Origin of the sequence: Pseudescherichia sp. (genome assembly GCF_032052675.1) — a bacterium.
GTDB lineage: Bacteria > Pseudomonadota > Gammaproteobacteria > Enterobacterales > Enterobacteriaceae > Pseudescherichia.
This window is the reverse complement of record NZ_DAMBWA010000020.1, coordinates 29425-51541: the sequence shown is the minus strand read 5'-3', so window position 1 is coordinate 51541 and position 22117 is coordinate 29425. Positions and strand designations below refer to the sequence as shown.

The following is a 22117-nucleotide window of genomic DNA, read 5'->3' as shown; positions in this document are numbered from 1 at the left end:
CGGTCGGAGGTTCGAATCCTCCCGGATGCACCATCTTCTCCGAGATAACAGCCAAGCTGTTGTTTCATGGTCTGCGAAATTATCGCAAGCACCAGGGAGGATAACGTTGCTTCAGCAACGGCCCGTAGGGCGAGGCGCAGTCGAGTAATCCTCCCGGATGCACCATCTTCTCCTGATATAATCTTTTCTGATTTCATCCCCATAATTTCTCTGTTAAAAATCCCGTTTTAACCGTTAACTCTCTTTCGCCATCAGCGACAAAACGCCCTGTTTACGTTAAAGTAATGTTCTGTTATCCGCAGTGTGAGAACGCGATGTACGAACGTTATGACGGTCTGATTTTCGATATGGATGGCACCATCCTTGATACCGAACCTACCCATCGTAAAGCCTGGCACGACGTGCTGGCGCACTATGGCATGCGCTTTGACGAGCAGGCTATCGTCGCGCTTAACGGCTCGCCGACCTGGCGTATTGCGCAGGCGGTAATTGAGTGGAACCACGGCGATCTCGATCCCTATGCCCTGGCGCGTGAAAAAACCGAGGCGGTGAAGGCGATGCTGCTGGATACCGTTGAGCCGCTGCCGCTGATTGAGGTGGTGAAAGCGTGGCACGGCCGTCGTCCAATGGCGGTAGGCACCGGCAGCGAGCGCGCCATTGCCGAAGCGCTGCTGGCTCACCTTAACCTGCGCCAGTACTTTACCGCCGTGGTTGCCGCCGATGACGTTGAGCACCACAAGCCTGTGCCCGATACCTTCCTGCTCTGTGCCGAGCTGATGGGCGTCGATCCGACCAAATGCGTTGTGTTTGAAGACGCTGACTTTGGTCTGGAGGCGGCACGGCGGGCAGGAATGGATGCGGTGGACGTGCGTACGCTGTGAGCGACGCACTGTCACTCCTTTCCCTTTTTACCAGCAGCTTTCTCAGCGCCACGCTATTGCCGGGCAGTTCAGAAGTGCTGCTGGTCGCCATGCTAATCTCTGGCGTCAGTCAGCCCTGGCTACTTTTGTTAATAGCAACAATGGGTAATAGCCTTGGAGGGGTGACTAACGTTATCCTTGGGCGTTTCTTTCCGCTGCGTAAAACGTCACGCTGGCAGGAAAAAGCCCAAGACTATTTGAAACGTTATGGCGCAGCCACGCTATTATTGAGCTGGATGCCTGTTATCGGTGATCTGCTGTGCCTGCTTGCGGGGTGGATGCGCATTGCGTGGGGGCCGGTTATCTTTTTTTTATGCCTTGGCAAGGGGCTACGCTACGCCGTCCTGACGGTCGCAACCCTGCAAGGTATAACGTGGTGGCACTAATTGGTTGGTCATACGCTTTCATCGTCAACCATTACAATTATGCTTATTAGAAATAATTTCGACAGGCGGGAGGTCAACTTGATCCCGGACGTATCACAGGCGCTGTCCTGGCTGGAAAAAAATCCTCATGTCCTGAAAGGGATTATGCGAGGGCTGGAGCGCGAAACGCTGCGCGTTAACGCTGACGGCACGCTTGCAAAAACCGGACATCCGGAACAGCTTGGTGCAGCGCTGACACATAAATGGATCACCACGGATTTCGCAGAAGCGCTGCTGGAATTTATTACTCCGGTTGATGACAATATCGATCATATGCTGACGGTGCTGCGCGATGTACACCGTTATACCGTGCGTAACCTGGGAGATGAACGGCTGTGGCCGCTGAGTATGCCCTGCTATATTGAGAACGGGCAGGATATTGAGCTGGCGCAGTATGGCAAATCCAATATTGGTCGTCTCAAGACGCTCTACCGTGAGGGGTTAAAAAACCGCTACGGGGCGCTGATGCAGACTATCTCAGGCGTACACTACAACTTTTCTCTGCCGATGGCCTTCTGGCAGGCGAAGTGCGGCAGTACGGATAAAGAAGCGGTCTCTGACGGCTATTTCCGACTGATCCGCAACTACTACCGTTTCGGCTGGGTGATCCCTTACCTGTTCGGCGCGTCTCCGGCCATCTGCTCCTCGTTCCTGCAGGGCAAACCCACCACGCTGCCGTTTGAAAAGACGGAAGAGGGGATGTACTACCTGCCGTATGCCACCTCGCTGCGTCTGAGCGACCTCGGCTATACCAATAAATCGCAAAGCAATCTCGGTATTACGTTTAACGATTTAGAGGGTTATGTGGCAGCATTGAAACGGGCGATCAAAACGCCGTCTGCTGACTACGAGAAGATGGGGCTGACGAAGGATGGCAAACATCTGCAGATCAACACCAATATTCTGCAGATCGAAAATGAGCTCTATGCGCCGGTGCGCCCGAAACGGGTGACCCGCAGCGGTGAAGCACCATCAGATGCGCTCCTGCGCGGCGGCATTGAGTACATTGAGGTCCGCTCGCTGGATATTAACCCCTTCTCGGCGGTGGGCGTGGACGAGCAGCAGGTTCGCTTCCTCGATCTGTTCATGGTCTGGTGCGTGCTGGCGGATGCGCCAGAGATGAGCAGCGATGAACTGCTCTGTACCCGTACCAACTGGAATCGGGTGATCCTGGAAGGACGTAAGCCGGGCCTGACGCTGGGCATTGGCTGTGAAACCGCCCAGTTCCCACTGAAAGACGTCGGCAAGGATCTGTTCCGCGATCTTAAGCGCGTCGCGCTGACCCTTGACGGCATCGACGGCGGCACCGCCTATGCAGAGGTGTGCGATCAGCTGGTCGCGAGCTTTGACGATCCAGAGCTTACCTTCTCGGCACGTATCCTGCACTCAATGCTCGAAAGCGGTATCGGCGGCACCGGCAAGGCGCTGGCGGCACAGTATCGTGATATGCTGCGGGAAGAGCCGCTGGCGGTTCTGCTGGAAGAGGACTTCACCAAAGAGCGCGATGCATCATGGGGGCGTCAGCGGGAGATTGAGGCGGCGGATAGCGAGTCGTTTGAGGATCTGCTGGCGAAACACGCCTGATAGAAAAGAAAAAGGCCACATTGCTGTGGCCAAAATTTCATCTCTGAAAACAGGGATGATGATAACAAATGCGCGTCTTTCATATACTCAGACTTGCATGCGTTTAAAGAGTTCACTTAATTTTAAAAAAATCACTCCGGAGGTGAAAAAATGCCGTTGTTGGATAGCTTCACTGTCGACCACACCCGTATGGAAGCCCCTGCTGTTCGCGTTGCGAAAACCATGAACACGCCGCACGGCGATACCATCACCGTGTTTGACCTGCGTTTCTGCATCCCGAACAAAGAAGTGATGCCGGAAAAGGGCATCCATACGCTGGAGCACCTGTTCGCGGGCTTTATGCGCGACCACCTGAACGGCAACGGCGTTGAGATCATCGATATCTCGCCGATGGGCTGCCGTACCGGTTTCTATATGAGCCTGATTGGCACGCCAGACGAGCAGCGCGTTGCGGATGCCTGGAAAGCGGCGATGGCCGACGTGCTGAAGGTGAAAGAGCAGAACCAGATCCCTGAGCTGAACGTCTACCAGTGCGGAACCTATCAGATGCACTCTCTGGACGAGGCGCAGGAGATTGCGCGTCATATCCTGGAGCGCGACGTGCGCGTCAACAGTAACGACGAGCTGGCGCTGCCGAAAGATAAGCTGCAAGAGCTGCACATTTAGTCGTAGCAGATGCCCGGTGGCGCTCGCGCTTACCGGGCCTACGAAAGGCACTGCGCCCAACGTAGGCCGGGCAAACGCAGTGCCGCCCGGCGTTTCAGCATCTGTAGATGACAATGACCACCACCACGACCTTCTCTTTTACCCATCGCCCGCTCATCCCCTTTGCCCATGATTATGCGCATGGCGACAGCGAGCCGTGGCATCAGCATGATTGCGCGCAGCTGCTGCATAGCCTGAGCGGCGTGGTAAGAGTTGAGACCGCAGCAGGCTGCTGGGTGGTGCCGCCGGGGCGGGGCGTCTGGCTTCCTGCCGCGACGCAGCACGCATTGCGTATTACCGGCAATGTTGCCGCCCGCACGCTATTTATCGATCCGCTGGCCCGTGCTGACCTGCCTGCGGCCTGCCAGATCGTGCAAATTTCCCCTCTGCTGCGCGAGCTGATTGTCTCATCGTTCGATCTGGCCGAACGCTACTCGCCGGGCAGCCGCGATGAGCGCGTTTATGAGCTGATCCTCGATGAGATCCGCGTGATGCAGGCGCTGCCTTTCCATCTTCCTGAACCACACAGCGATCTGCTGCGCACGCTTTGCCAACAGATCGGTGAAGAGCCTGCCCGGGAGTGGACCACCACCCTGGCGGCGAGCTTGACCAATATGAGTGAGCGTACGCTTAACCGTCACTTTCAGCAGCAAACGGGATTAAGCTTTGGCGAATGGGTACGCCGGGCGCGCCTGATGGAAGCCCTGCTGCGCCTGGCGCAGGGGCAGTCGGTGCTGCGTGTCGCGCTGGATACCGGCTACGGCAGCCATAGCGCCTTTACCGCCATGTTTCGCCGGGTGATGGGCGTCTCACCCAGCGACTATTTTCGTTAGGCCAGCGTATTCAACAGCGCCTGCAGCGACGCGCGGGCAACGTCGTTATCGATGCCTACGCCCCAGCGGCTGCTGCCATCCTGAAACAGACAGTGGATATAGGCGACCGAACGGCTGTCGCTGCGCTCACCCAGGGTGTGCTCATGATAATCTTTGATCACAAACGGCTGCGCTACCCATGACGATAACCCACTGGCTGCGGCAGAGAGCAGCCCGTTGCCGCACCCTTCCAGCGGTCGCGTTTCGCCGTCGTTCGAGACGGCGGCGGTTAAACGTAACAGTCCATCCTGCTGGCTTTCACTGCTGTAGCTGAGCAGATGGAAGCGCGGCGCTGCCACCAGCCCATAGCGACTGCGGAAAAGCTGCCAGAGCGCATTTTGCGTCATCTCTTTGCCGCCGTCGTCGGCCTCCCGCTGCACGTGCTGGCTGAAGTCCTGCTGCAGGGCGCGGGGCAGCGTCAGGCCATGATTCTGTTCGATAAGCCACGCGCTGCCGCTCTTGCCCGACTGGCTATTGACGCGGATCACCGCCTCATAGGTGCAGCCGATATCCTGCGGATCGATAGGCAGATAGGGCATCTCCCAGCGTTCACCGGGCCTGCGCGCATCGAATCCTTTCTTGATCGCATCCTGGTGTGAACCGGAGAAGGCGGTGTAGGCCAGCCGCCCGGCCCAGGGATGACGGGGGTGCACCGGCAGCTGATTGCAGCTCTCCACCACCTCCACCACGCGGGTCATATCGCTGAAATCCAGCCCCGGCGTGATGCCCTGGCTGTAGAGATTCATCGCCAGCGTGACCAGACAGACGTTGCCGGTACGCTCGCCGTTGCCAAACAGACAGCCCTCAACGCGATCTGCGCCCGCCATCACCGCCAGCTCGGCGCTCGCCACCCCCGTGCCGCGATCGTTATGCGGATGGACGCTGATGCAGACCGCCTCGCGCTGGCTGAAGTGGCGGCAGAACCACTCAATTTGATCCGCGTAGACGTTGGGCGTATTCACCTCCACGGTGGCGGGCAGGTTGATAATCATGGGCCGATCGGCACTGGGCTGCCAGATAGACGCCACCGCTTCGCAGATCTCCAGGGCGAACTCTGGCTCGGTAAAGCAGAAGGTTTCCGGCGAATACTCATACTGCCAGCGCGTTTGCGGGTTCTCTTCGCACAGCTTACGGATCAGGCGCGTACTGCGGGTGGCGAGTTCAATAATCTGTGCCCTCTCCATGCCGAACACCAGACGGCGAAACAGCGGCGCAGTGGCATTGTAGAGATGCACCGTCGCGCGGCTGGCATCGCGCAGCGCATCGAAGGTTCGCGAAATTAAATCTTCACGCGCCTGAGTTAACACCTGAATGGTCACGTCGTCGGGAATATGATTATTTTCAATCAGCTGGCGAACGAAGTTGAAATCGGTCTGCGAAGCGGACGGGAAGGCAACTTCAATCTCCTTAAAGCCGCAGTCGAGCAGCAGGTTCCAGAGCTGCATTTTACGCGTCACGTCCATTGGCTCGGCCAGGGCCTGGTTACCGTCACGCAGATCGGTGGAGAGCCAGCGCGGCGCGTGGGCGATCTGCTTTTCCGGCCACGTGCGATCGGGCAGGGAGAGAGGGGGGTAGGGCTGGTATTTCTGGGCGGGGTTTTTCAGCATGATGTGCTCCTGTTGTCTTTTCACTATCGTGAAGCGATTTCAGGAGCACGGCTTTATCAGAACGGACAATCCCTGTCGCAGTCCGGTCAATTTACTCAGCGATCAGTGGGCGCCACCGCCGCCGCTGCCTGCGCCAAACGGCGGTTTCGCAAACCACACCAGCCCCAGCATGATCACGAATATCCCTGCGGAGATCCAAAATATCTCGTTGGCCGAGATAATCAGGCCCTGGTTGGTGATCTGCTGGGCTATCCAGCCGGAGGCCTGCTGCTGTGACATCCCCATTCCCTGCAGCTGGTCATACATAGCCTGGGCGTTAGGGTTGTAGGGGGTCACCGACTCCGTGAGCTGAGCGTGATGGATCGACTCCCGGTTGGTCCACAGCGTAGTGGTGATGGACGTGCCGATGGAGCCTGCCAGCGTACGCGAAAAGTTCGACAGGCTGGAGGCGGCCGCCAGACGCTCAGGCGGTAATCCAGAGAGGATAATGGTCGTCAGCGGCATAAAGAAGCAGGCGACGGCAAAGCCCTGGATAAACTGCGGCAGCGCCGAGGCAGCAAAGTCCATACCCGGCTCGAACGTATAGGCGCGCCAGTAGAAACAGACCGCATACATGATAAAGCTAAAGGTAACCAGCCGGCGCATATCCAGCTTGTGGGCAAAGCGACCGATTATCGGCGACAGGATCACCGGGATGATCCCCACCGGCGCTGAGGCCAGCCCCGCCCAGGTGGCCGTATAGCCGTAGACCTCCTGCAGCAGCTGCGGCAGCAGCACAATCGCGCCAAAGTAGAGCATGTAGGCCATGCTGATACAGAGACAGCCGATGGTGAAGTTACGCGACTTAAATAGCGAGAGATCGACAATCGGGTGGTCGTCGGTCAGCTCCCAGACAATCAGGAAGCTTAGCGCCACCACCGCCACAATGGTCAGGATAATGATCTCCCTGGAGTTGAACCAGTCCAGCTCTTTACCCTGGTCGAGCATCACCTGCAGACAGCCAACACCAATGACCAGCAGCGCCAGGCCGACGGCGTCAATGCGCCGCTGTTCGGTACGGGTTTCCCGCCCGCGCAGGCTCTGCATCGCCATGATTACGACCACGATACCGATCGGCACGTTGATAAAGAAGATCCAGCCCCAGTGATAATTATCGCTGATGTAACCGCCCAGAATTGGGCCGCAGATCGGGGCGACGATCACCGTCATTGACCAGAGCGACAGCGCGATAGAGCGCTTCGCTGGCGGGTAGTTGCTGAGCAGCAGGCTCTGTGAGAGCGGGATCAGCGGCCCGGCAACGATCCCTTGCAGGACGCGGAAGAAGATCAGCATGTTGAGGCTGGTCGAGACGCCGCACGCCCAGGAGGCGACGGCAAAGGCAATGGTCGACCAGAGGAACAGCTTCACTTCGCCGACGCGCTTCGCCAGCCAGCCGGTGATCGGAATAGAGATAGCATTTGCTACCCCAAACGAGGTGATCACCCAGGTCCCCTGGCTCAGTGACGCGCCAAGGTTACCGGCAATGGTGGGGATCGCCACGTTGGCGATGGTGGAGTCCAGCACCTGCATAAAGGTCGCCAGCGACAGCGCAATGGTCATAATGACCAGCTGCGCCCCCTCCAGCGGTTTTCTCGGTTGCGTAGCGCTCATTAGGGTTAGCCCGCGTTGGCCTGCACGATATCGTTAATCAGGGTATTAACCGGCTCAAGACCGATCTCCCGCGCGTTACTCTCATAGGCTGGCGTAGAGCGAGCCTGGCTGGCCAGCACCTGACCGTCGCTGTTGCTGGTATCTACCGTCACCAACGTCGACAGGCCAATACGCAGCGGATGCTGGGAGAGCTGGTTGGCATCCAGCTCAATACGCACCGGCAGACGCTGAACCACTTTGATCCAGTTCCCGGTGGCGTTTTGTGCCGGAAGCAGCGAGAAGGCACTGCCGGTACCCATATCGAGACCGACCACCTTACCGGTGTAGGTCACCTCGTCGCCGTAAATATCGCTCACCACGGTCGCCGTCTGGCCAATGCGCATGTGCGCCAGCTGGGTCTCTTTAAAGTTAGCGTCGACCCACAGGCCAGAGGCCGGGACGACAGCCATCAGCGCGGTAGAGGGGCTGATCTGCGCGCCAGGCTGTACCGCACGGCGGGAGACGTAGCCGGTCATCGGGCTAACAATTTTAGTACGCTGCAGGGCGAGCCAGGCGTTGCGGACTTCAGTCGCGGCCTGCTTCACGGCAGGCTGATCTTCCAGGCGGGTGCCAAGGATCATCGCCTGGTTGGCGTTATACTGCTGAACCGCCACGTCGAGCTGGGCCTGGGCGCTGGTCACAGCGTCACGGGCGTGTTGCAGCTCTTCACGGCCAATCAGGTTAGCCGTACCCAGCGGCACGCGGCGGTTGAGATCGCTCTGCGCCTGGGCGAGGGCGGTCTTCTGTACTTCAATATTGGCCTGATACTGCTTGCTGTTGATCATCAGCTGGCGGGTCTGGCGCACGCTGGAGGCCAGCTCGGTCTGCGCTTTCTCAAACGCCTGCTGAGCGTCAGTCGGATCCAGCGTGACCAGCACGTCACCCTTTTTCACAAAGTCGGTGTTGTCGGCCCAGACTTTTGTCACGCTGCCGGACACCTGCGCCATGATCTGAACCTGGTTCCCTGCCACGTAAGCGTCATCGGTCTCTTCATGATGACGCAGAACTAAAAACCAATAGATCCCATATGCCACGGCAATAACGATAAAGAGCAAGGCCAAAATAAGCAGGATGCGCGTACGCTTACCCTTCTTATTGTTGACCGGTTGCTGCGGGGCTTGACTCTCCGCATTTGCGCTCATGTTTGTTCTCCACGATCTTATTATTTCACATCGGCTGAGCCGACCTGTTCACCAAAAGGCCAGCACGCTGTGCTGGCCTGGCAATTTCTTATGTAATCAGGATTGTCGTGCGGATGGGCGCGTTAGCGCAGCGCCTCAAGGATGACGTCTTGTTCATCCATCTCATCCAGGCGAGTAAGCAGCTTACGGGTGATCTGCTCAAGCTGCTCTTTCTCTTCTACGGTAAGCGAAGACCAGAGCTGATGCAGGCAGTTATGCTGCGGGGGCAGCACCTGACGTAAAAACTCATGACCTTTATCGGTCAGCTGCAGATGCAGGCAGCGGCGATCGTTATCGCTTTCGCGACGTTCGATCCAGCCGCGCTTTTCCAGTTCATCGGCGATACGGGTCGCGTTAGTACGGGACGAACCCAGCGCACAGCTCAGCTCAGAGGGTTGAATACTGTGGTTTTCCTGAGACTCCAGCGTAATTAACGCCATAAATAACGTCTCGTTAATCCCTTGAGCTTTCAGCATCTTATTGCGGTTATCCAGCAGCTTCCCCTGCATGTGCATGCACAGACGGGTGAGAAGGATCTCATTAAACGGGAAATCCTCATAGCGACTGGCGCGAAATTTTAGCATTTGTTCAATGGGCGTAAACGAACTATCCATTTTGGGCATGACCTCATTAGTTACAGCCGATATAGTAACGATAGTGACAAATAAAGTAAATGTATTAATTGTGGATATACATTAAGGAACTGAAACCGTCACCAAGCGGGGGATACCTTACCACCCCCGCCGTTACCTAAGTCAACAAAAGGTCAATGAACGGTTACTCGGTAGCCGATTGCCGGTGATAACCGCGCCACCAGACCAGCAAATTGAGCAACGCCATCAGGCTGCCGGCCAGGCAGACGCCGCGCCAGCCGTCGTGCTGCCAGGCGCTGGCGGAGATCAGCGACCCGGCCGCGCCGCCGATAAAGTAGCTGGTCATATAGCCTGCGGTGAGGCGGTTACGCGCCTCCGGCTTAACGCGGTAGATTACCGTCTGGTTGGTGATATGCACCCCCTGCACCGTGAGATCCAGTACGACAATCCCGACGATCAGCGCCAGCGCCGAGGCGTGGCCGAACCAGATAGCAATCCACGACAGCAGCAACAGCAGCAGGCCCCAGGTGGTGGTCAGATGTGATTTACCGCGATCCGCCAGGCTGCCCGCGGGACGCGCACCGAGCGCACCCGCGGCACCCGCCAGGCCAAACAGGCCGATGACGCCCTCGGAGTAGTTAAAGGGCGGGGCAGCGAGCAGGAAGGCCATAGAGGTCCAGAGGATGCTAAAGTTGGCAAAGGTAAAGCAGCCCAGCACGGCGCGGGTACGCAGCAGCCTGTCACGGGTAAAGAGGGAGAACACCGAGCCGAGCAGCTGGAAGTAGTTAAGATGATTGTCCTGCTTGACCTTGGGCAGGCCGCGCCAGAGGGCAAAGGCCATCACCACCATCAGGACGGTGGCCACCCAGTAGACCGTACGCCAGCCGCCGAGGTTCGCCAGCAGTCCGGCCACGGTGCGTGCCAGCAGGATCCCCAGTAGCAGGCCGCTCATGATCGTCCCTACCACCTTGCCGCGCTTCGACGGGGTGGCGAGGGTCGCGGCCAGCGGCACAAGGATCTGCGCCACCACCGAAAAGAGACCGGTGAGGGCGGTACCGAGGATCATCATGCCCAGCGACTGGCTGGTGGCGGTAATTAACATGCCGCCTGCAGCCAGCAGGGTCATCACGACGATCATCGTCCGGCGCTCAAACATATCGCCCAGCGGCACCAGCAGCAGCAGGCCTGCCGCGTAGCCGAGCTGGGCGGCGGTGACGATAAAACCGGCCTGGCTGGAGGAGAGCGAAAAGGCGCGCGCGATGGTATCGAGCAGAGGCTGGGCATAGTAGTTGCTGGCCACGGTAAGGCCGGTGGCCACGGACATAAGCACAATCAGCGCGGGGCTGAGCGGATGGGTAGATTTGGTCATGAGTAGGCGATATTCAGATAAATGATTATTTATCATAACGAATTCGTCGGAGCGTGGGGAGGGATCGTGTGTCGGTTCGTGCTGTTGAAAAAATGCTCCCCCACCGGCAGGTGAGGGAGGGAGAACTTACTGCTGCGCGGCCAGCGCCTCTTTGATCCAGCCGTCAAACTGCTGCTGGTGGGCTTTGATCCAGCCGTCGACGTGGCCCTGGATATCCGCTTCCGAGGCTTTGCCCGCGTGCATCATCGCATTCTGGGCGTTGATGTCCGCCAGCGGCAGCTTCATCACGGAGAAGAGCTTCGCCGCCGCCGGGTTTTTCTCTGCCCAGGCTTTGTTGGCAACGATATGCATGGTGTTCACCGGGAAGCCATAGTTCATGCCGTTCGGCAGCTTGGTGTCGATATCCTTCTGCTCGCCCGGCAGGGAGGAGAAGGGTACCTGCAGCCAGACCACATCTTTACCCGGTTTCAGCACGTCGCTCACCCAGTACGGGGTCCAGGTGTAGTAGATCACCGGCTTGCCCTCTTTGAAGCGGGCAATGGTGTCGGCCATCATCGCCGAGTAGTTGCCGTGGCTGACGTTGACGGTTTTCTCCAGATCGAAGGCTTTGTTCTGGTGGTTAATGACCGCTTCACAGCCCCAGCCTGGCGAACAGCCCATCATGTCAGCTTTACCGTCACCGTTGGTATCGAACAGTTTGGCGATCTTCGGATCCTTCAACTGTTCAATATTGGTGATGTGGTACTTCTCAGCGGTTTTCTTATCAATCAGGTAACCCTGCGCCGCGCCGGAGACAAAGGTGCCTTCACGGTAGAACTTCTTATCACCACCGGCGGCGGCGTACATGTCGTCATGCAGCGGCTGCCAGTTGACCGCGGTAAAGGTGGCATCGCCGGAGGCAATAGAGGTGTAACCTACGTTGTAGTCCACTTCGCTGGCTTTATTCACGGTGTAGCCTAGCTTCTCAAGGGCGCGGCTGACCAGCAGAGTCTGGAAAGACTCTTCGGAGATGGTGCTCTGTATTGGCTGAACGGTCATGCCTTTGCCCGGCAGGTCAGCGGCGAAGGTGCTGGTTGAGACAAGGGTGGCAAACGCTGTGGCAAAAAGTACGCTATGTCGCATCGTTGTTCCTTAATTATGGGAAGGGGTAGGTAGGCCCGGCAAGCTGAGCGCCGCCGGGCAAGAACTTACTTAATGAAAGGGCGGGTGATTAATCCAACCGGACCAGAGGTATACCAGCGGCGGTTGCCACGGCTGCGGGAGTCGCGGCCCACGGCCTGGGTCAGGCGGTCAAGAATGATCGCCAGGATCACGATCCCGACGCCGCCGACGGTGGCAAGCCCCATATCGAGACGGCCGATACCACGCAGCACCATCTGGCCGAGGCCGCCCACGGCGATCATCGAGGCGATGACCACCATCGAGAGGGCGAGCATCAGCGTCTGGTTGACACCGGCCATGATGGTCGGCATCGCCAGCGGCAGCTGCACTTTAAACAGCATCTGGCGCGGGCTGGCCCCGAACGAGCGTGACGCTTCGATCAGATCTTCCGGTACCTGGTTAATACCCAGGATGGTCAGACGCACGATCGGCGGCAGGGCGAAGATAATGGTCACCACCACGCCCGGCACGTTGCCGATACCGAACAGCATAACGATCGGCACCAGGTAGACAAACGCGGGCGTCGTCTGCATCGCATCCAGCAGCGGGCGAATAATTTTCGCCGCCCGCGGGCTGCGTGCCAGCCAGATCCCCATCGGCAAGCCAATCACCACGCAGAAGAGCAGGGCGGTCAGCACCAGCGCCAGGGTGATCATCGCCTGCGACCAGGCACCGATCGCACCGATCAGGATCAGCGACACCAGGGTAGCGATGCCCATGCCCGCGCTGCCAAACTGCCAGGCGATCAGCGCAAAGACCACGATGGCCACCGGGGCAGGCATGCCCAGCAGCAGCTGCTGGAAGCCGTTAAGGATATAGTCCACCGGCACGCGGATGCCCTGGAATACCGGACGGAAGTGGGAAACTACCCAGTCGATACCGGTTGTTACCCAGCTGTCCAGCGGGATCAGCGTCTTGTGGAACGGATCCATAATGTTGAAGTGTTCCGGCGCAGGCGGGGCGCTGTTCAGCCAGTCTGCGCTGCCACCGTCGGTCGGTGCCGCCGCCGGAGAGCCGCCCCAGGCGTCGGCAGATTGCGTTGCGGTAGATTGCGTTGCGGTAGATTGTGCGGCGTCTGCCGCCTCGGTGGTTCCCCACGGATTAGATTGATCAGCCATTGTTTGCCCCCTCGCGATCTAAAGCCTGCAGCAGCATCCGTTTTGAGATGATGCCGACGTACTGTTGCTCCTCACCCACTACCGGCACGGCACAGGGTGCCTGACCTACGTGGGAGAGCAGTTCGCTGAGCGGCGTCTCTGCATCGACCGGAGCCGGAGAGTCAATCAACGCCGCGTCGATACCCTGCTGCTGGCTCAGCGCCGCTTTCAGGGAGTCGATGGAGACCGTGCCGACAAACTTGTTGCCGCGCTCAATGACGTAGCCATACTCGCGGTCTTCGTCCTCCAGCAGCTTCAGCGCCGAGCGCGGACCAAAGCCGGGGGCTTTACGCAGCAGGCCAACCGGGCTACGGCGAGCAATATCCTTGGCGCTAAAGACCTGGCTGATGTCCACGCCCCGGAAGAAGGTGCGTACGTAGTCGTTAGCCGGATTATTTAAGATCTCATCCGGCGTGCCGACCTGCACCACTTCGCCGCCCTGCATAATGGCGATGCGGTCGCCGATGCGCATGGCTTCGTCGAGATCGTGGGAAATAAAAACAATGGTGCGCTGCTGGCGGGACTGAAGCTTCACCAGCTCGTCCTGCATCTCAGTACGGATCAGCGGATCGAGAGCCGAGAACGCTTCGTCCATCAGCAGAATATCGGGGTTGATGGCCAGGGCGCGAGCAAGGCCCACGCGCTGGCGCATGCCGCCGGAGAGCTCATCCGGGTAAGCGTGAGCGTAGTTCTCCAGCCCAACCTGACGCAGCGCATCGAGCGCTTTAGTCTGGCGCTCGCTGGCAGGCACTCCCGCTAATTCCATACCAAACGCCGTATTGTCCAGGACGGTCATGTGTGGCATTAGCGCGAATGACTGGAAGACCATCGCAATCTGTTTCCTGCGCACCTCGCGAAGCTCGGCGTCTGATATTTTGGCGATATCTACGCCATCAATCAGCACCTGGCCGCGGGTGGGTTCAATCAGGCGATTGAGAAGGCGAACCATGGTCGATTTCCCCGATCCGGAGAGCCCCATGATGACGAAGATCTCGCCTTCTTCAATGGCCAGACTGGCGTTGATAACGCCAAGCGATAGCCCTGTTTTTTCCAGAATCTGTGCTTTCGAAAGTCCTTTTTCGATATATTTGAACGCTCGCTGCGGATTGTCGCCAAATATCTTATAGAGATTTTTTACTTCAAGTTTAATTGCCATGCAATAAAAAGGTTCCCGTATTTATTTATATCAATACCAATCCTGCTGGAAATAATGAACGGGCTATACCCTAGCACAGTGAGAATCTGAGACAACCCTCAATTGCACTCTGGCATGGAATTTGCCGAACCGCGAACGGCGCGACTTCCAGTGATATAAGGGCCTGGCGGCGATATGCAGGGAGGCAATTTTTTTGCTACGGCAACGGAAATTCCTCCGAATTTATAGACTTCAGAGGAATAATTAGCAGTGGTTAACCATACGTTAGAAAGAAATAGATTTGTAATATGAATGACGGTTTTGGGAAATATCCTGGCGGGCCAGCCGGGAATAGGGCCCGCCAAAATAACAATTAAAAATCCCAGTCCGCGTCTTCAGTTTCCACCGCTTTACCCATCACGTAGGAGGAGCCGGAGCCGGAGAAAAAGTCATGGTTTTCATCTGCGTTTGGTGACAACGCCGCCAGGATAGCCGGGTTCACGTCGGCCATCTCCGGCGGGAAGAGCGCGTCATAGCCAAGGTTCATCAACGCCTTGTTAGCGTTGTAGCAGAGGAAAGCCTTCACCTCCTCTTCCCAGCCGGTTCCCGCGTAGAGCGCCTCGGTGTAGGCCAGCTCGTTATCGTAGAGATCCATCAGCAGATCGAGGGCGAAACTTTTTAACGCCTCCCGCTCGCCAGCATCCACTTTTTCCAGCCCGCGCTGGTACTTATAGCCAATGTAGTAACCGTGCACCGCCTCATCGCGGATGATCAGCCTGATAAGATCGGCAGTGTTGGTTAGTTTGCCCCGGCTGGACCAGTACATCGGTAGCCAGAAGCCGGAGTAGAAGAGGAACGACTCCAGGAAGACGCTGGCGATCTTCTTCTTCAGCGGTGCGTCAGCGGCGTAGTGCTGCAGGATAATCTGCGCCTTACGCTGGAGCGGGGCGTTCTCCTCACTCCAGGCGTAGGCGGCATCCACGTCGTTGGTCTGGCAGAGGGTGGAGAATATCGAGCTGTAGGAGCGGGCGTGTACCGCCTCCATAAAGCTGATGTTGGACATCACCGCCTCTTCGTGAGGCGTCATGGCGTCGGCCATCAGCGCCGGTGCGCCGACGCCGTTCTGAATGGTGTCCAGCAGCGTCAGCCCGGTGAAGACGCGGATCGTCAGCTGCTGCTCGGCGTGGCTTAGCGTTTGCCAGGCGGGAATGTCGTTCGACAGCGGCACCTTCTCCGGCAGCCAGAAATTGCTGGTCAGCCGGTTCCAGACCTCCAGATCCTTATCATCCTGAATAATGTTCCAGTTAACGGCGCTAACCCGTGATAAACGGCTCATCCTCTTCTCCTCACAGCGCGCATGACACGCAGCCTTCAATTTCAGTGCCTTCCAGCGCCAGCTGGCGCAGGCGAATGTAGTAGAGCGTCTTGATGCCCCGCTTCCAGGCATAGATCTGCGCCCGGTTAATATCGCGGGTAGTGGCGGTATCCGGGAAGAAGAGGGTCAGGGAGAGGCCCTGATCGACGTGACGGGTGGCCGCCGCGTAGGTATCGATGATCTTCTCAGGGCCGATCTCGTAGGCATCCTGATAGAGATGCAGGTTGTCGTTGGTCATAAACGGGGCAGGGTAGTAGACGCGCCCGGTTTTCCCCTCCTTGCGGATCTCAATCTTTGACACAATGGGGTGGATGCTGGAGGTCGCATGGTTAATGTAGGAGATGGAGCCGGTGGGCGGTACGGCCTGCAAATTCTGGTTGTAGATGCCGTAGCGCATCACGTCATCGCGCAGCTGACGCCACATCGCCTGCGTCGGCAGGACAATTCCCGCCTGGGCAAACAGCGCGCGCACGGCCTCGGTTTTTGGCTGCCAGCGCTCCTCAATGTACTGCGTAAAGTACTCGCCGCTGGCGTAGCGCGACTGCTCAAATCCGGCAAAGCGCTCTCCACGCTCTCGGGCCAGCATCATGGAGGTATTCAACGCATGCCAGGTAACGGTGTAGAAGTAGAGGTTAGTAAAGTCGATCCCCTCTTCGCTGCCGTAGGCGATGCCTTCCCGGGCCAGGTAGCCGTGCAGGTTCATCTGCCCAAGGCCAATGGCATGCGACGCGGCGTTGCCTGCCTCAATCGAAGGCACGGAGCGAATGTGGCTCATGTCCGATACCGCCGTCAGCCCGCGAATGGCGGTCTCCACGGTGCGGCCAAAGTCAGGGGAATCCATCGTGTGGGCGATATTCAGCGAGCCAAGGTTGCAGGAGATGTCGTGTCCGGTCTGGGCGTAGTCGAGGTTCTCGTCATACTCCGAGGCGCTGTTGACCTGCAAAATCTCCGAGCAGAGGTTGCTCATGTTAATCCGCCCGGCAATCGGGTTAGCGCGGTTGACCGTATCCTCAAACATGATGTACGGGTAGCCCGACTCGAACTGGATCTCCGCCAAACGCTGGAAGAAATCACGGGCGTTGATGGTGGTCTTGCGAATACGATCGTCAGCGACTAACGCCTCATAGTGTTCGCTGATAGCGATATCGCCAAAGGGCTTGCCGTAGATGCGCTCCACGTCATAGGGAGAGAAGAGCGCCATCGGGGCATTCTCCTTCGCCAGGCGGAAGGTGACATCCGGGATCACCACGCCTAGCGACAGGGTTTTAATGCGGATCTTCTCATCGGCGTTCTCCCGCTTGGTATCAAGGAAGCGCAGGATATCCGGATGATGAGCGTGCAGATAGACGGCCCCGGCACCCTGGCGTGCCCCCAGCTGGTTAGCATAGGAGAAGGCATCTTCCAGCATCTTCATTACCGGGATCACGCCGGAGGACTGGTTTTCAATCCGCTTGATCGGCGCGCCCGCCTCGCGCAGGTTCGACAGCAGGAAGGCTACCCCACCGCCGCGCTTGGAGAGCTGGAGCGCCGAGTTCACCGCCCGGCCAATCGACTCCATATTGTCTTCAATGCGCAGCAGGAAGCAGGAGACCAGCTCCCCGCGCTGCTGTTTGCCCGCGTTTAAAAAGGTAGGGGTAGCAGGCTGGAAGCGGGCCGAGAGCATCTCATCGGTAAGCTGGCGAGCCAGCGCCTCGTCGCCCTGGGCCAGGGTCAGGGCGACCATGACCACCCGGTCCTCAAAGTGCTCCAGATAGCGCTTGCCGTCGAAGGTTTTTAGGGTATAGCTGGTGTAGAACTTCCACGCGCCGAGAAAGGTCTGGAAACGAAAACCGCTGCTGTGGGCGGTGGCAAAGAGATCGACAACAAACCCCTGGCCGTAGCGCGCCAGCACGCTACCGTCGTAATAGCCTTCACTCACCAGATAGTCGATCCGCGCCTGCTGGCTGGCAAAGGTCACGGTGTTCGGCAGCACATGCGCAGTATGAAACGCCTCTACCGCCTGACGATCTTTATCAAACTGAATGTGGCCTGATGAATCATAGAGATTCAGCATGGCATTCAGCGCATGGTAGTCCGGCGCGGCCTGCATCACGCGCTCTGCGGTTGTCGTTGCCAAAATTCGCTCACTCCTTTTCGCACGTTATCGAGATCCTGCTGCGTGCCCATCAGTTCAAAGCGGTAGAGGTAAGGGACGCTGCATTTTTGAGAAATCACATCCCCGGCGCGGCCATAGGCATCACCGAAGTTCCGGTTGCCGGCGGCAATGACGCCACGGATCAGCGCCCGGTTTTGTGGATCGTTCAGAAAGCGGATCACCTGGCGCGGCACTGCGCCCGCCGTACCGCCGCCGCCGTAGCTGGGAACGATCAGAATGTAGGGAACGTCCACCTGAATGCGCTCGCGCTCGTTAAGCGGAATACGCACCGCCGGCAGCCCGAGGCGCTCAATAAAGCGCTGCGTATTTTCCGAGCTGCTGGAGAAGTAGACGAGGGTGCTCATGCGCTGGCGACGCGGGAGGCATGCAGCAGGCGGTTAATCATATCCGGGCGGAAGCCGGACCAGCTGGTGTCGCCTGCAATCACGACCGGCAGCTGGCGGAAACCCTGATCGCGCAGGGTATCGGCGGCTTCCGGAACCTGGTCGATATTGACCATCTCAAACTCAACGCCGCGGCTCTCCATAGCGCGTTTGGTAGCGTGACACTGAACGCAGTCATTTCGAGTGTAAATAATAATGCGCATGATTCGTATTCCCATCTATAATGGCAGGTCGGCGCGAAAAAGCGCACCGGGATATGTTGTTCTTTCTTACAGGAATACTAGATGTAGTTATAAAAATTATCAACCACGCTATATATAGGTTTTAGAGCGGATTTATGCCCCGTCGACGATAGCGACGGGGACGGGGGAGGTTTCGGCTGAAATTACAGACGCATGGCAACGGCGAGGCGGTTAAACGCATTCATCAGGCTGATCGCGCAGGTCAGATCGCTCACCTGCTCAGCGCTAAAATGGGCCAGCAGGGGCTGATAAACGCGCTCTTCCGCGTGGCTGTCGGCGATGTGGGTTACCGACTCGGCCCACGCCAGCGCCGCCTGCTCTTTATCACTGAAGTGGTGACTGATCCGCCACCCTGCCAACGCATCGAGTTTTGCCTGCTCAACGCCCGCTTTACGCAGCGCCCGGCTGTGCTTGTCCAGGCAAAAAGCGCAGCCGTTGATTTGTGAAATACGCAGATAGATAAGCTCAATAAACGTGTTATCAAGCGAGCATCGCTCCAGCGCCTGGCTGGCCTGAATCAGGCCGTTATAGATGGCCGGGCTAAGTTCATAGAAAGGCTGGCGTAGTAGCTGGGTCATGACTCTTCTCCTCGTTAAGATGGCAAAAATGTAGCACTATGATGGTCTGCTCTGGAGAGCCATATTTTGATTAAAAAGGCAGACCATAATGGATGCACGCTATCAGCAAATTGCCCGGCAGCTTAAGGCCGCCATCACTTCAGGAGAGTTGAAAACCGGCAGCCGCCTGCCGTCGAGCCGCACATGGGCTCAGGAGAACGGCGTCTCGCGTACGACGGTTGAGCAAGCATACGGAGAGCTGGTGGCGCAGGGGTGGCTGGAGCGGCGCGGGCAGGCCGGTACCTTTGTCAGTCAGACCTCACCGTTGGCGGCGGCGGCGGTACCCATTGCGCACTCCAGCAATGAACATGAGGCGAAGCCGTTTCAGATGGGCTTGCCCGCGCTGGATCTCTTCCCGCGCGCGCTGTGGGCGCGGCTGACCAGCCGACGCCTGCGCACCCAGTCGCGCTTCGATCTCACGCTCGGGGATCCGGCGGGGGAGGCCATGCTGCGTCAGGCCATCGCCGACTACCTTCGCTTCTCCCGCAGCATTGAGTGCCAGCCGGAGCAGATATTTATTACCTCAGGCTATGCGCAGTCGATGAGTCTGATCCTGCAAACGCTGGCCAGCCCAGGCGATGGCATGTGGATGGAGGATCCCGGGTTTCCGTTGATCTATCCCGCCATCGATCGTGAAGGGGTACAGCGTTTTCCTGTTCCCGTGGACCAGAACGGAATGGACATTGATGCTGCGATAGCACGCTGGCCGCAGGCGCGTTTTGCGTTGCTCACCCCAGCCCATCAAAGCCCGCTGGGCGTTGCGCTGTCGCTGCCCCGGCGCAGGCAGGTGCTGGCGTGGGCGGCGGAAAACTCTGCGTGGATTATTGAAGATGATTATGACAGCGAGTTCCGCTACCACGGCAGGCCGCTGCCGCCGCTAAAAAGCCTTGATGCGCCGCAGCGGGTGATCTATACCGGTACCTTTAGCAAGTCTCTGTTTCCAGCCATACGCACGGCGTGGATCGTCGTGCCAGCCGCTGAAGCTGCGACGTTCCGCCAGCGGATAAACAGTAGCCAGTGTAGCGTTCCTACCCTGTGGCAGTATGCGCTAGCGGACTTTATTCAGCAGGGTCACTTCTGGCGTCATCTAAAAAAAATGCGGCTGCACTACGCCCAGCGGCGAGCCTGGCTGGAAGCGGCGCTCATTCACTACGGATTTAACGTGGTTCCCCAACACGGCGGTATTCAGCTAGTGGTAGCCATCGACGGAGATGATAAAAGCATTGTTGCGCGGGCGCAGCTGAGAGGGCTGGCGGTACAGGCGTTAAGCGACTGGCATAGCACACATCCGGTACGCAGTGGGATCTTAATGAGCTTTACCAATATTACGTCTGCAGAGATGGCGATGAAGTGGGTAGGGCGCTTGCAGGAGAGATAAAATTAACCCCGTGAGGGTTAGCTCACGGGGTTAAGGGTATTTATCGACGCAGGCTCAGCAGCGCGCCAAGGAAGATCCCGGCGGCCGCGGCAGCACCTACGCTGCACCAGGGCCTGTCTTTAACAAAGCTATCGGCACAGCCTGCAACATCGGTTGCTGCCTGAGTAACACGGTTACGGCCATGCAGCTTGGCTCGGGTCTTTTTCAGCAGCGCCTGTGCTTTACTGCGGGCACCGTCTGCATCATCTTTTGCATCGCTTCCCCAGGACTTCAATACCGCCTCCAGAGAGTCCGCTAGCTGGCTGACATCATTATTAATATCGTCTACGCCTGCATCTACGTCGTTACGGTTTGGTCTTCTAAGCATATGATCCTCCCTTGATTTCGATGTAATAACCAGTGTAGCGCATAATTTTAACCTCTGACGTGAATCACGAGTTGACGCGTCGTTTATGGACTTTTCCGAAAGCGTTGCTAATGCTCAATACTGTAAGGTGGCGCTGCTGTAGATGATGACGAGGAAAAAATATGTATTTACGACCCGATGAGGTGGCACGCGTTCTTGAGAAGGCGGGATTTACTATGGACGTCGCGACGCCAAAAGCCTATGGCTACCGTCGTGGAGATAACTATGTGTATGTGAATCGTGAAGCTCGGATGGGGCGCACGGCGCTGGTCATTCACCCTACGCTGAAAGAGCGCAGCCAGACGCTGGCTGAACCGGCTTCAGATATCAAAACCAGCGATCACTATCAGCACTTTCCGCTCTACTTAGGCGGAGATGCACAGGAGCACTACGGCATTCCGCATGGTTTTAGTTCGCGTATGGCGCTGGAGCGTTATTTGACTGGACTGTTTGGCGAGTCGGCCTGACTCGCCACGCCATCAGGCTTTGGCCTGATGATAGCTGCTGACCCGGAACAGGCGACGGCAGTAATCAAGGAAGTAGCCGTAGGCTGCGCCCATTACCATTGAGATTACGATATTTGAACTGACGGCAGCAGCGATCTGATGCCAGTCAGCACCTACCATTAGCAGGATCGCCACGTAGACCGGCGACTGAAAAGTCACATACGCTAGCACATCCGCCATGTTTTTCACCCAGCCTGCGGGAGAGATCCGCCGCGCAAGGCGCATAAACGCATCGCGATAGAGACCATAGGGCCATGCAATAAGGATGTTTACCGGGATCGCTACCAGTCGCGAGGAGAGAGACTGCTCGAAGGTCATTCCCGACAGTAAAATCTCAATCAGCATGTTCACGACCGAACAGTAGACAACCATCGCAAACGTGTCTGCCATAGCGTGACGCAGGCGAGACTGTGGAGAGAACATGCTAATGCTCCTGTATAAAAACAGTAAAAGGGGAGGGTTTGCCAGCGTTTTACGGTGCGGCTTTGATTGTGCATAGATTATATCTCTGTCTGTCAACGTACAACTAGCGTAAAATTTTTATTTATCACGCTTTTGTCGATAACATTCTCTGCGGCTGTCTGTTTTTTATCCGCTGCGTTATTTTTGTTGGACCTGGAGTGTAAGAGTTTAGATATCAGGAACTTAAGGGGAGGG

Annotated in this window: 23 protein-coding genes; 7 read left to right on the top strand and 16 right to left on the bottom strand. The window is 57.6% G+C overall.

Annotated elements, in window-relative coordinates; genetic code table 11:
- On the bottom strand, window positions 1–197 hold a 197-nt coding region (locus RTX96_RS19875; protein WP_312671867.1), incomplete at its 3' end, for a hypothetical protein.
- A gap of 117 nt (window positions 198–314) precedes the next feature.
- Here RTX96_RS19875 and yqaB point away from each other — a divergent pair.
- The 5 genes from yqaB to RTX96_RS19850 all read left to right on the top strand — a co-directional run bounded on the left by yqaB (window position 315) and on the right by RTX96_RS19850 (window position 4467).
- Window positions 315–881, top strand: a complete 567-nt coding sequence (yqaB, locus tag RTX96_RS19870; RefSeq protein WP_312671866.1) for a fructose-1-phosphate/6-phosphogluconate phosphatase — start codon at window positions 315–317, stop codon at window positions 879–881.
- A complete protein-coding gene (locus tag RTX96_RS19865; RefSeq protein ID WP_103818203.1) occupies window positions 878–1306 on the top strand; it encodes a YqaA family protein in 429 nt (142 codons plus the stop codon). The genes yqaB and RTX96_RS19865 overlap by 4 nt, the downstream gene beginning before the upstream one ends.
- Before the next feature lie 78 nt (window positions 1307–1384).
- On the top strand, window positions 1385–2929 hold the full coding sequence (gene gshA, locus RTX96_RS19860) for a glutamate--cysteine ligase (RefSeq protein ID WP_312671865.1): 1545 nt from the start codon (window positions 1385–1387) through the stop codon (window positions 2927–2929).
- Window positions 2930–3079: 150 nt separating this feature from the next.
- A complete protein-coding gene (gene luxS, locus RTX96_RS19855) occupies window positions 3080–3595 on the top strand; it encodes an S-ribosylhomocysteine lyase (RefSeq protein ID WP_103818200.1) in 516 nt (171 codons plus the stop codon).
- A 113-nt stretch (window positions 3596–3708) separates the two neighbouring features.
- Window positions 3709–4467, top strand: a complete 759-nt coding sequence (locus RTX96_RS19850; RefSeq protein ID WP_103818773.1) for an AraC family transcriptional regulator — start codon at window positions 3709–3711, stop codon at window positions 4465–4467.
- Here the strand turns inward: RTX96_RS19850 and leuA are convergent.
- The 13 genes from leuA to RTX96_RS19785 form a co-directional block, all read right to left on the bottom strand.
- Window positions 4464–6113 carry a 2-isopropylmalate synthase gene (gene leuA / locus RTX96_RS19845; protein ID WP_312671864.1) on the bottom strand — a complete coding sequence of 550 codons (1650 nt, stop codon included), beginning with the start codon at window positions 6111–6113 and terminating at the stop codon, window positions 4464–4466. The two genes, RTX96_RS19850 and leuA, sit on opposite strands and share 4 nt — an antisense overlap.
- Window positions 6114–6215: 102 nt before the next feature.
- Complete coding sequence (emrB, locus tag RTX96_RS19840; protein ID WP_103818198.1) at window positions 6216–7763, bottom strand: multidrug efflux MFS transporter permease subunit EmrB; 1548 nt, start codon at window positions 7761–7763, stop codon at window positions 6216–6218.
- A 5-nt stretch (window positions 7764–7768) separates the two neighbouring features.
- Window positions 7769–8944 carry a multidrug efflux MFS transporter periplasmic adaptor subunit EmrA gene (gene emrA, locus RTX96_RS19835; protein ID WP_103818197.1) on the bottom strand — a complete coding sequence of 392 codons (1176 nt, stop codon included), beginning with the start codon at window positions 8942–8944 and terminating at the stop codon, window positions 7769–7771.
- Window positions 8945–9066: 122 nt separating this feature from the next.
- Window positions 9067–9597 (bottom strand): transcriptional repressor MprA, encoded by a 531-nt coding sequence (gene mprA, locus RTX96_RS19830; protein WP_042387615.1) that lies wholly within the window; start codon window positions 9595–9597, stop codon window positions 9067–9069.
- A gap of 163 nt (window positions 9598–9760) precedes the next feature.
- The gene (locus RTX96_RS19825; protein ID WP_312671863.1) at window positions 9761–10945 is read right to left on the bottom strand and encodes an MFS transporter; all 1185 of its coding nucleotides are present in this window, start codon (window positions 10943–10945) and stop codon (window positions 9761–9763) included.
- 126 nt (window positions 10946–11071) lie between these two features.
- Window positions 11072–12067 (bottom strand): glycine betaine/L-proline ABC transporter substrate-binding protein ProX, encoded by a 996-nt coding sequence (proX, locus tag RTX96_RS19820; protein ID WP_103818195.1) that lies wholly within the window; start codon window positions 12065–12067, stop codon window positions 11072–11074.
- A 65-nt stretch (window positions 12068–12132) separates the two neighbouring features.
- Entirely contained in the window at window positions 12133–13224 is a 1092-nt protein-coding gene (gene proW, locus RTX96_RS19815) for a glycine betaine/L-proline ABC transporter permease ProW (protein ID WP_103818194.1), read from the bottom strand.
- On the bottom strand, window positions 13217–14419 hold the full coding sequence (proV, locus tag RTX96_RS19810; protein ID WP_312671862.1) for a glycine betaine/L-proline ABC transporter ATP-binding protein ProV: 1203 nt from the start codon (window positions 14417–14419) through the stop codon (window positions 13217–13219). The genes proW and proV overlap by 8 nt, the downstream gene beginning before the upstream one ends.
- A gap of 352 nt (window positions 14420–14771) precedes the next feature.
- Window positions 14772–15734 carry a class 1b ribonucleoside-diphosphate reductase subunit beta gene (gene nrdF, locus RTX96_RS19805; RefSeq protein ID WP_312671861.1) on the bottom strand — a complete coding sequence of 321 codons (963 nt, stop codon included), beginning with the start codon at window positions 15732–15734 and terminating at the stop codon, window positions 14772–14774.
- A gap of 10 nt (window positions 15735–15744) precedes the next feature.
- Entirely contained in the window at window positions 15745–17889 is a 2145-nt protein-coding gene (gene nrdE / locus RTX96_RS19800; protein WP_312671860.1) for a class 1b ribonucleoside-diphosphate reductase subunit alpha, read from the bottom strand.
- The gene (gene nrdI / locus RTX96_RS19795) at window positions 17862–18272 is read right to left on the bottom strand and encodes a class Ib ribonucleoside-diphosphate reductase assembly flavoprotein NrdI (RefSeq protein ID WP_103818190.1); all 411 of its coding nucleotides are present in this window, start codon (window positions 18270–18272) and stop codon (window positions 17862–17864) included. Before nrdI ends, nrdE begins: the two co-directional genes overlap by 28 nt.
- A complete protein-coding gene (nrdH, locus tag RTX96_RS19790; protein ID WP_312671859.1) occupies window positions 18269–18529 on the bottom strand; it encodes a glutaredoxin-like protein NrdH in 261 nt (86 codons plus the stop codon). Before nrdH ends, nrdI begins: the two co-directional genes overlap by 4 nt.
- A 167-nt stretch (window positions 18530–18696) precedes the next feature.
- Window positions 18697–19131, bottom strand: a complete 435-nt coding sequence (locus RTX96_RS19785; protein WP_103818188.1) for a carboxymuconolactone decarboxylase family protein — start codon at window positions 19129–19131, stop codon at window positions 18697–18699.
- Between the two features lie 88 nt (window positions 19132–19219).
- Here RTX96_RS19785 and RTX96_RS19780 point away from each other — a divergent pair, with 88 nt between their 5' ends.
- A complete protein-coding gene (locus RTX96_RS19780) occupies window positions 19220–20548 on the top strand; it encodes a PLP-dependent aminotransferase family protein (RefSeq protein ID WP_312671858.1) in 1329 nt (442 codons plus the stop codon).
- Between the two features lie 40 nt (window positions 20549–20588).
- On the opposite strand, the gene RTX96_RS19775 is transcribed toward RTX96_RS19780, so the two are convergent.
- A complete protein-coding gene (locus tag RTX96_RS19775; protein ID WP_103818186.1) occupies window positions 20589–20915 on the bottom strand; it encodes a DUF883 family protein in 327 nt (108 codons plus the stop codon).
- A gap of 161 nt (window positions 20916–21076) precedes the next feature.
- Between RTX96_RS19775 and RTX96_RS19770 the strand changes: the two genes are divergently transcribed.
- On the top strand, window positions 21077–21421 hold the full coding sequence (locus RTX96_RS19770; RefSeq protein ID WP_103818185.1) for a DUF2002 family protein: 345 nt from the start codon (window positions 21077–21079) through the stop codon (window positions 21419–21421).
- Between the two features lie 12 nt (window positions 21422–21433).
- Here the strand turns inward: RTX96_RS19770 and alaE are convergent, their stop codons facing one another.
- Window positions 21434–21883, bottom strand: coding sequence for an L-alanine exporter AlaE (gene alaE, locus RTX96_RS19765; RefSeq protein ID WP_103818184.1), 450 nt, complete (start codon window positions 21881–21883; stop codon window positions 21434–21436).
- Between the last annotated feature and the right edge of the window lie 234 nt (window positions 21884–22117).

Coding starts and splice junctions, on each gene's coding strand:
- yqaB (WP_312671866.1), top strand. CDS start 315: ATGTACGAACGTTATGACGGTCTGATTTTCGATATGGATGGCACCATC.
- luxS (WP_103818200.1), top strand. CDS start 3,080: ATGCCGTTGTTGGATAGCTTCACTGTCGACCACACCCGTATGGAAGCC.
- RTX96_RS19850 (WP_103818773.1), top strand. CDS start 3,709: ATGACCACCACCACGACCTTCTCTTTTACCCATCGCCCGCTCATCCCC.
- leuA (WP_312671864.1), bottom strand. CDS start 6,113: ATGCTGAAAAACCCCGCCCAGAAATACCAGCCCTACCCCCCTCTCTCC.
- emrB (WP_103818198.1), bottom strand. CDS start 7,763: ATGAGCGCTACGCAACCGAGAAAACCGCTGGAGGGGGCGCAGCTGGTC.
- emrA (WP_103818197.1), bottom strand. CDS start 8,944: ATGAGCGCAAATGCGGAGAGTCAAGCCCCGCAGCAACCGGTCAACAAT.
- mprA (WP_042387615.1), bottom strand. CDS start 9,597: ATGGATAGTTCGTTTACGCCCATTGAACAAATGCTAAAATTTCGCGCC.
- RTX96_RS19825 (WP_312671863.1), bottom strand. CDS start 10,945: ATGACCAAATCTACCCATCCGCTCAGCCCCGCGCTGATTGTGCTTATG.
- proX (WP_103818195.1), bottom strand. CDS start 12,067: ATGCGACATAGCGTACTTTTTGCCACAGCGTTTGCCACCCTTGTCTCA.
- proW (WP_103818194.1), bottom strand. CDS start 13,224: ATGGCTGATCAATCTAATCCGTGGGGAACCACCGAGGCGGCAGACGCC.
- proV (WP_312671862.1), bottom strand. CDS start 14,419: ATGGCAATTAAACTTGAAGTAAAAAATCTCTATAAGATATTTGGCGAC.
- nrdF (WP_312671861.1), bottom strand. CDS start 15,734: ATGAGCCGTTTATCACGGGTTAGCGCCGTTAACTGGAACATTATTCAG.
- nrdI (WP_103818190.1), bottom strand. CDS start 18,272: ATGAGCACCCTCGTCTACTTCTCCAGCAGCTCGGAAAATACGCAGCGC.
- nrdH (WP_312671859.1), bottom strand. CDS start 18,529: ATGGGAATACGAATCATGCGCATTATTATTTACACTCGAAATGACTGC.
- RTX96_RS19785 (WP_103818188.1), bottom strand. CDS start 19,131: ATGACCCAGCTACTACGCCAGCCTTTCTATGAACTTAGCCCGGCCATC.
- RTX96_RS19780 (WP_312671858.1), top strand. CDS start 19,220: ATGGATGCACGCTATCAGCAAATTGCCCGGCAGCTTAAGGCCGCCATC.
- RTX96_RS19775 (WP_103818186.1), bottom strand. CDS start 20,915: ATGCTTAGAAGACCAAACCGTAACGACGTAGATGCAGGCGTAGACGAT.
- RTX96_RS19770 (WP_103818185.1), top strand. CDS start 21,077: ATGTATTTACGACCCGATGAGGTGGCACGCGTTCTTGAGAAGGCGGGA.
- alaE (WP_103818184.1), bottom strand. CDS start 21,883: ATGTTCTCTCCACAGTCTCGCCTGCGTCACGCTATGGCAGACACGTTT.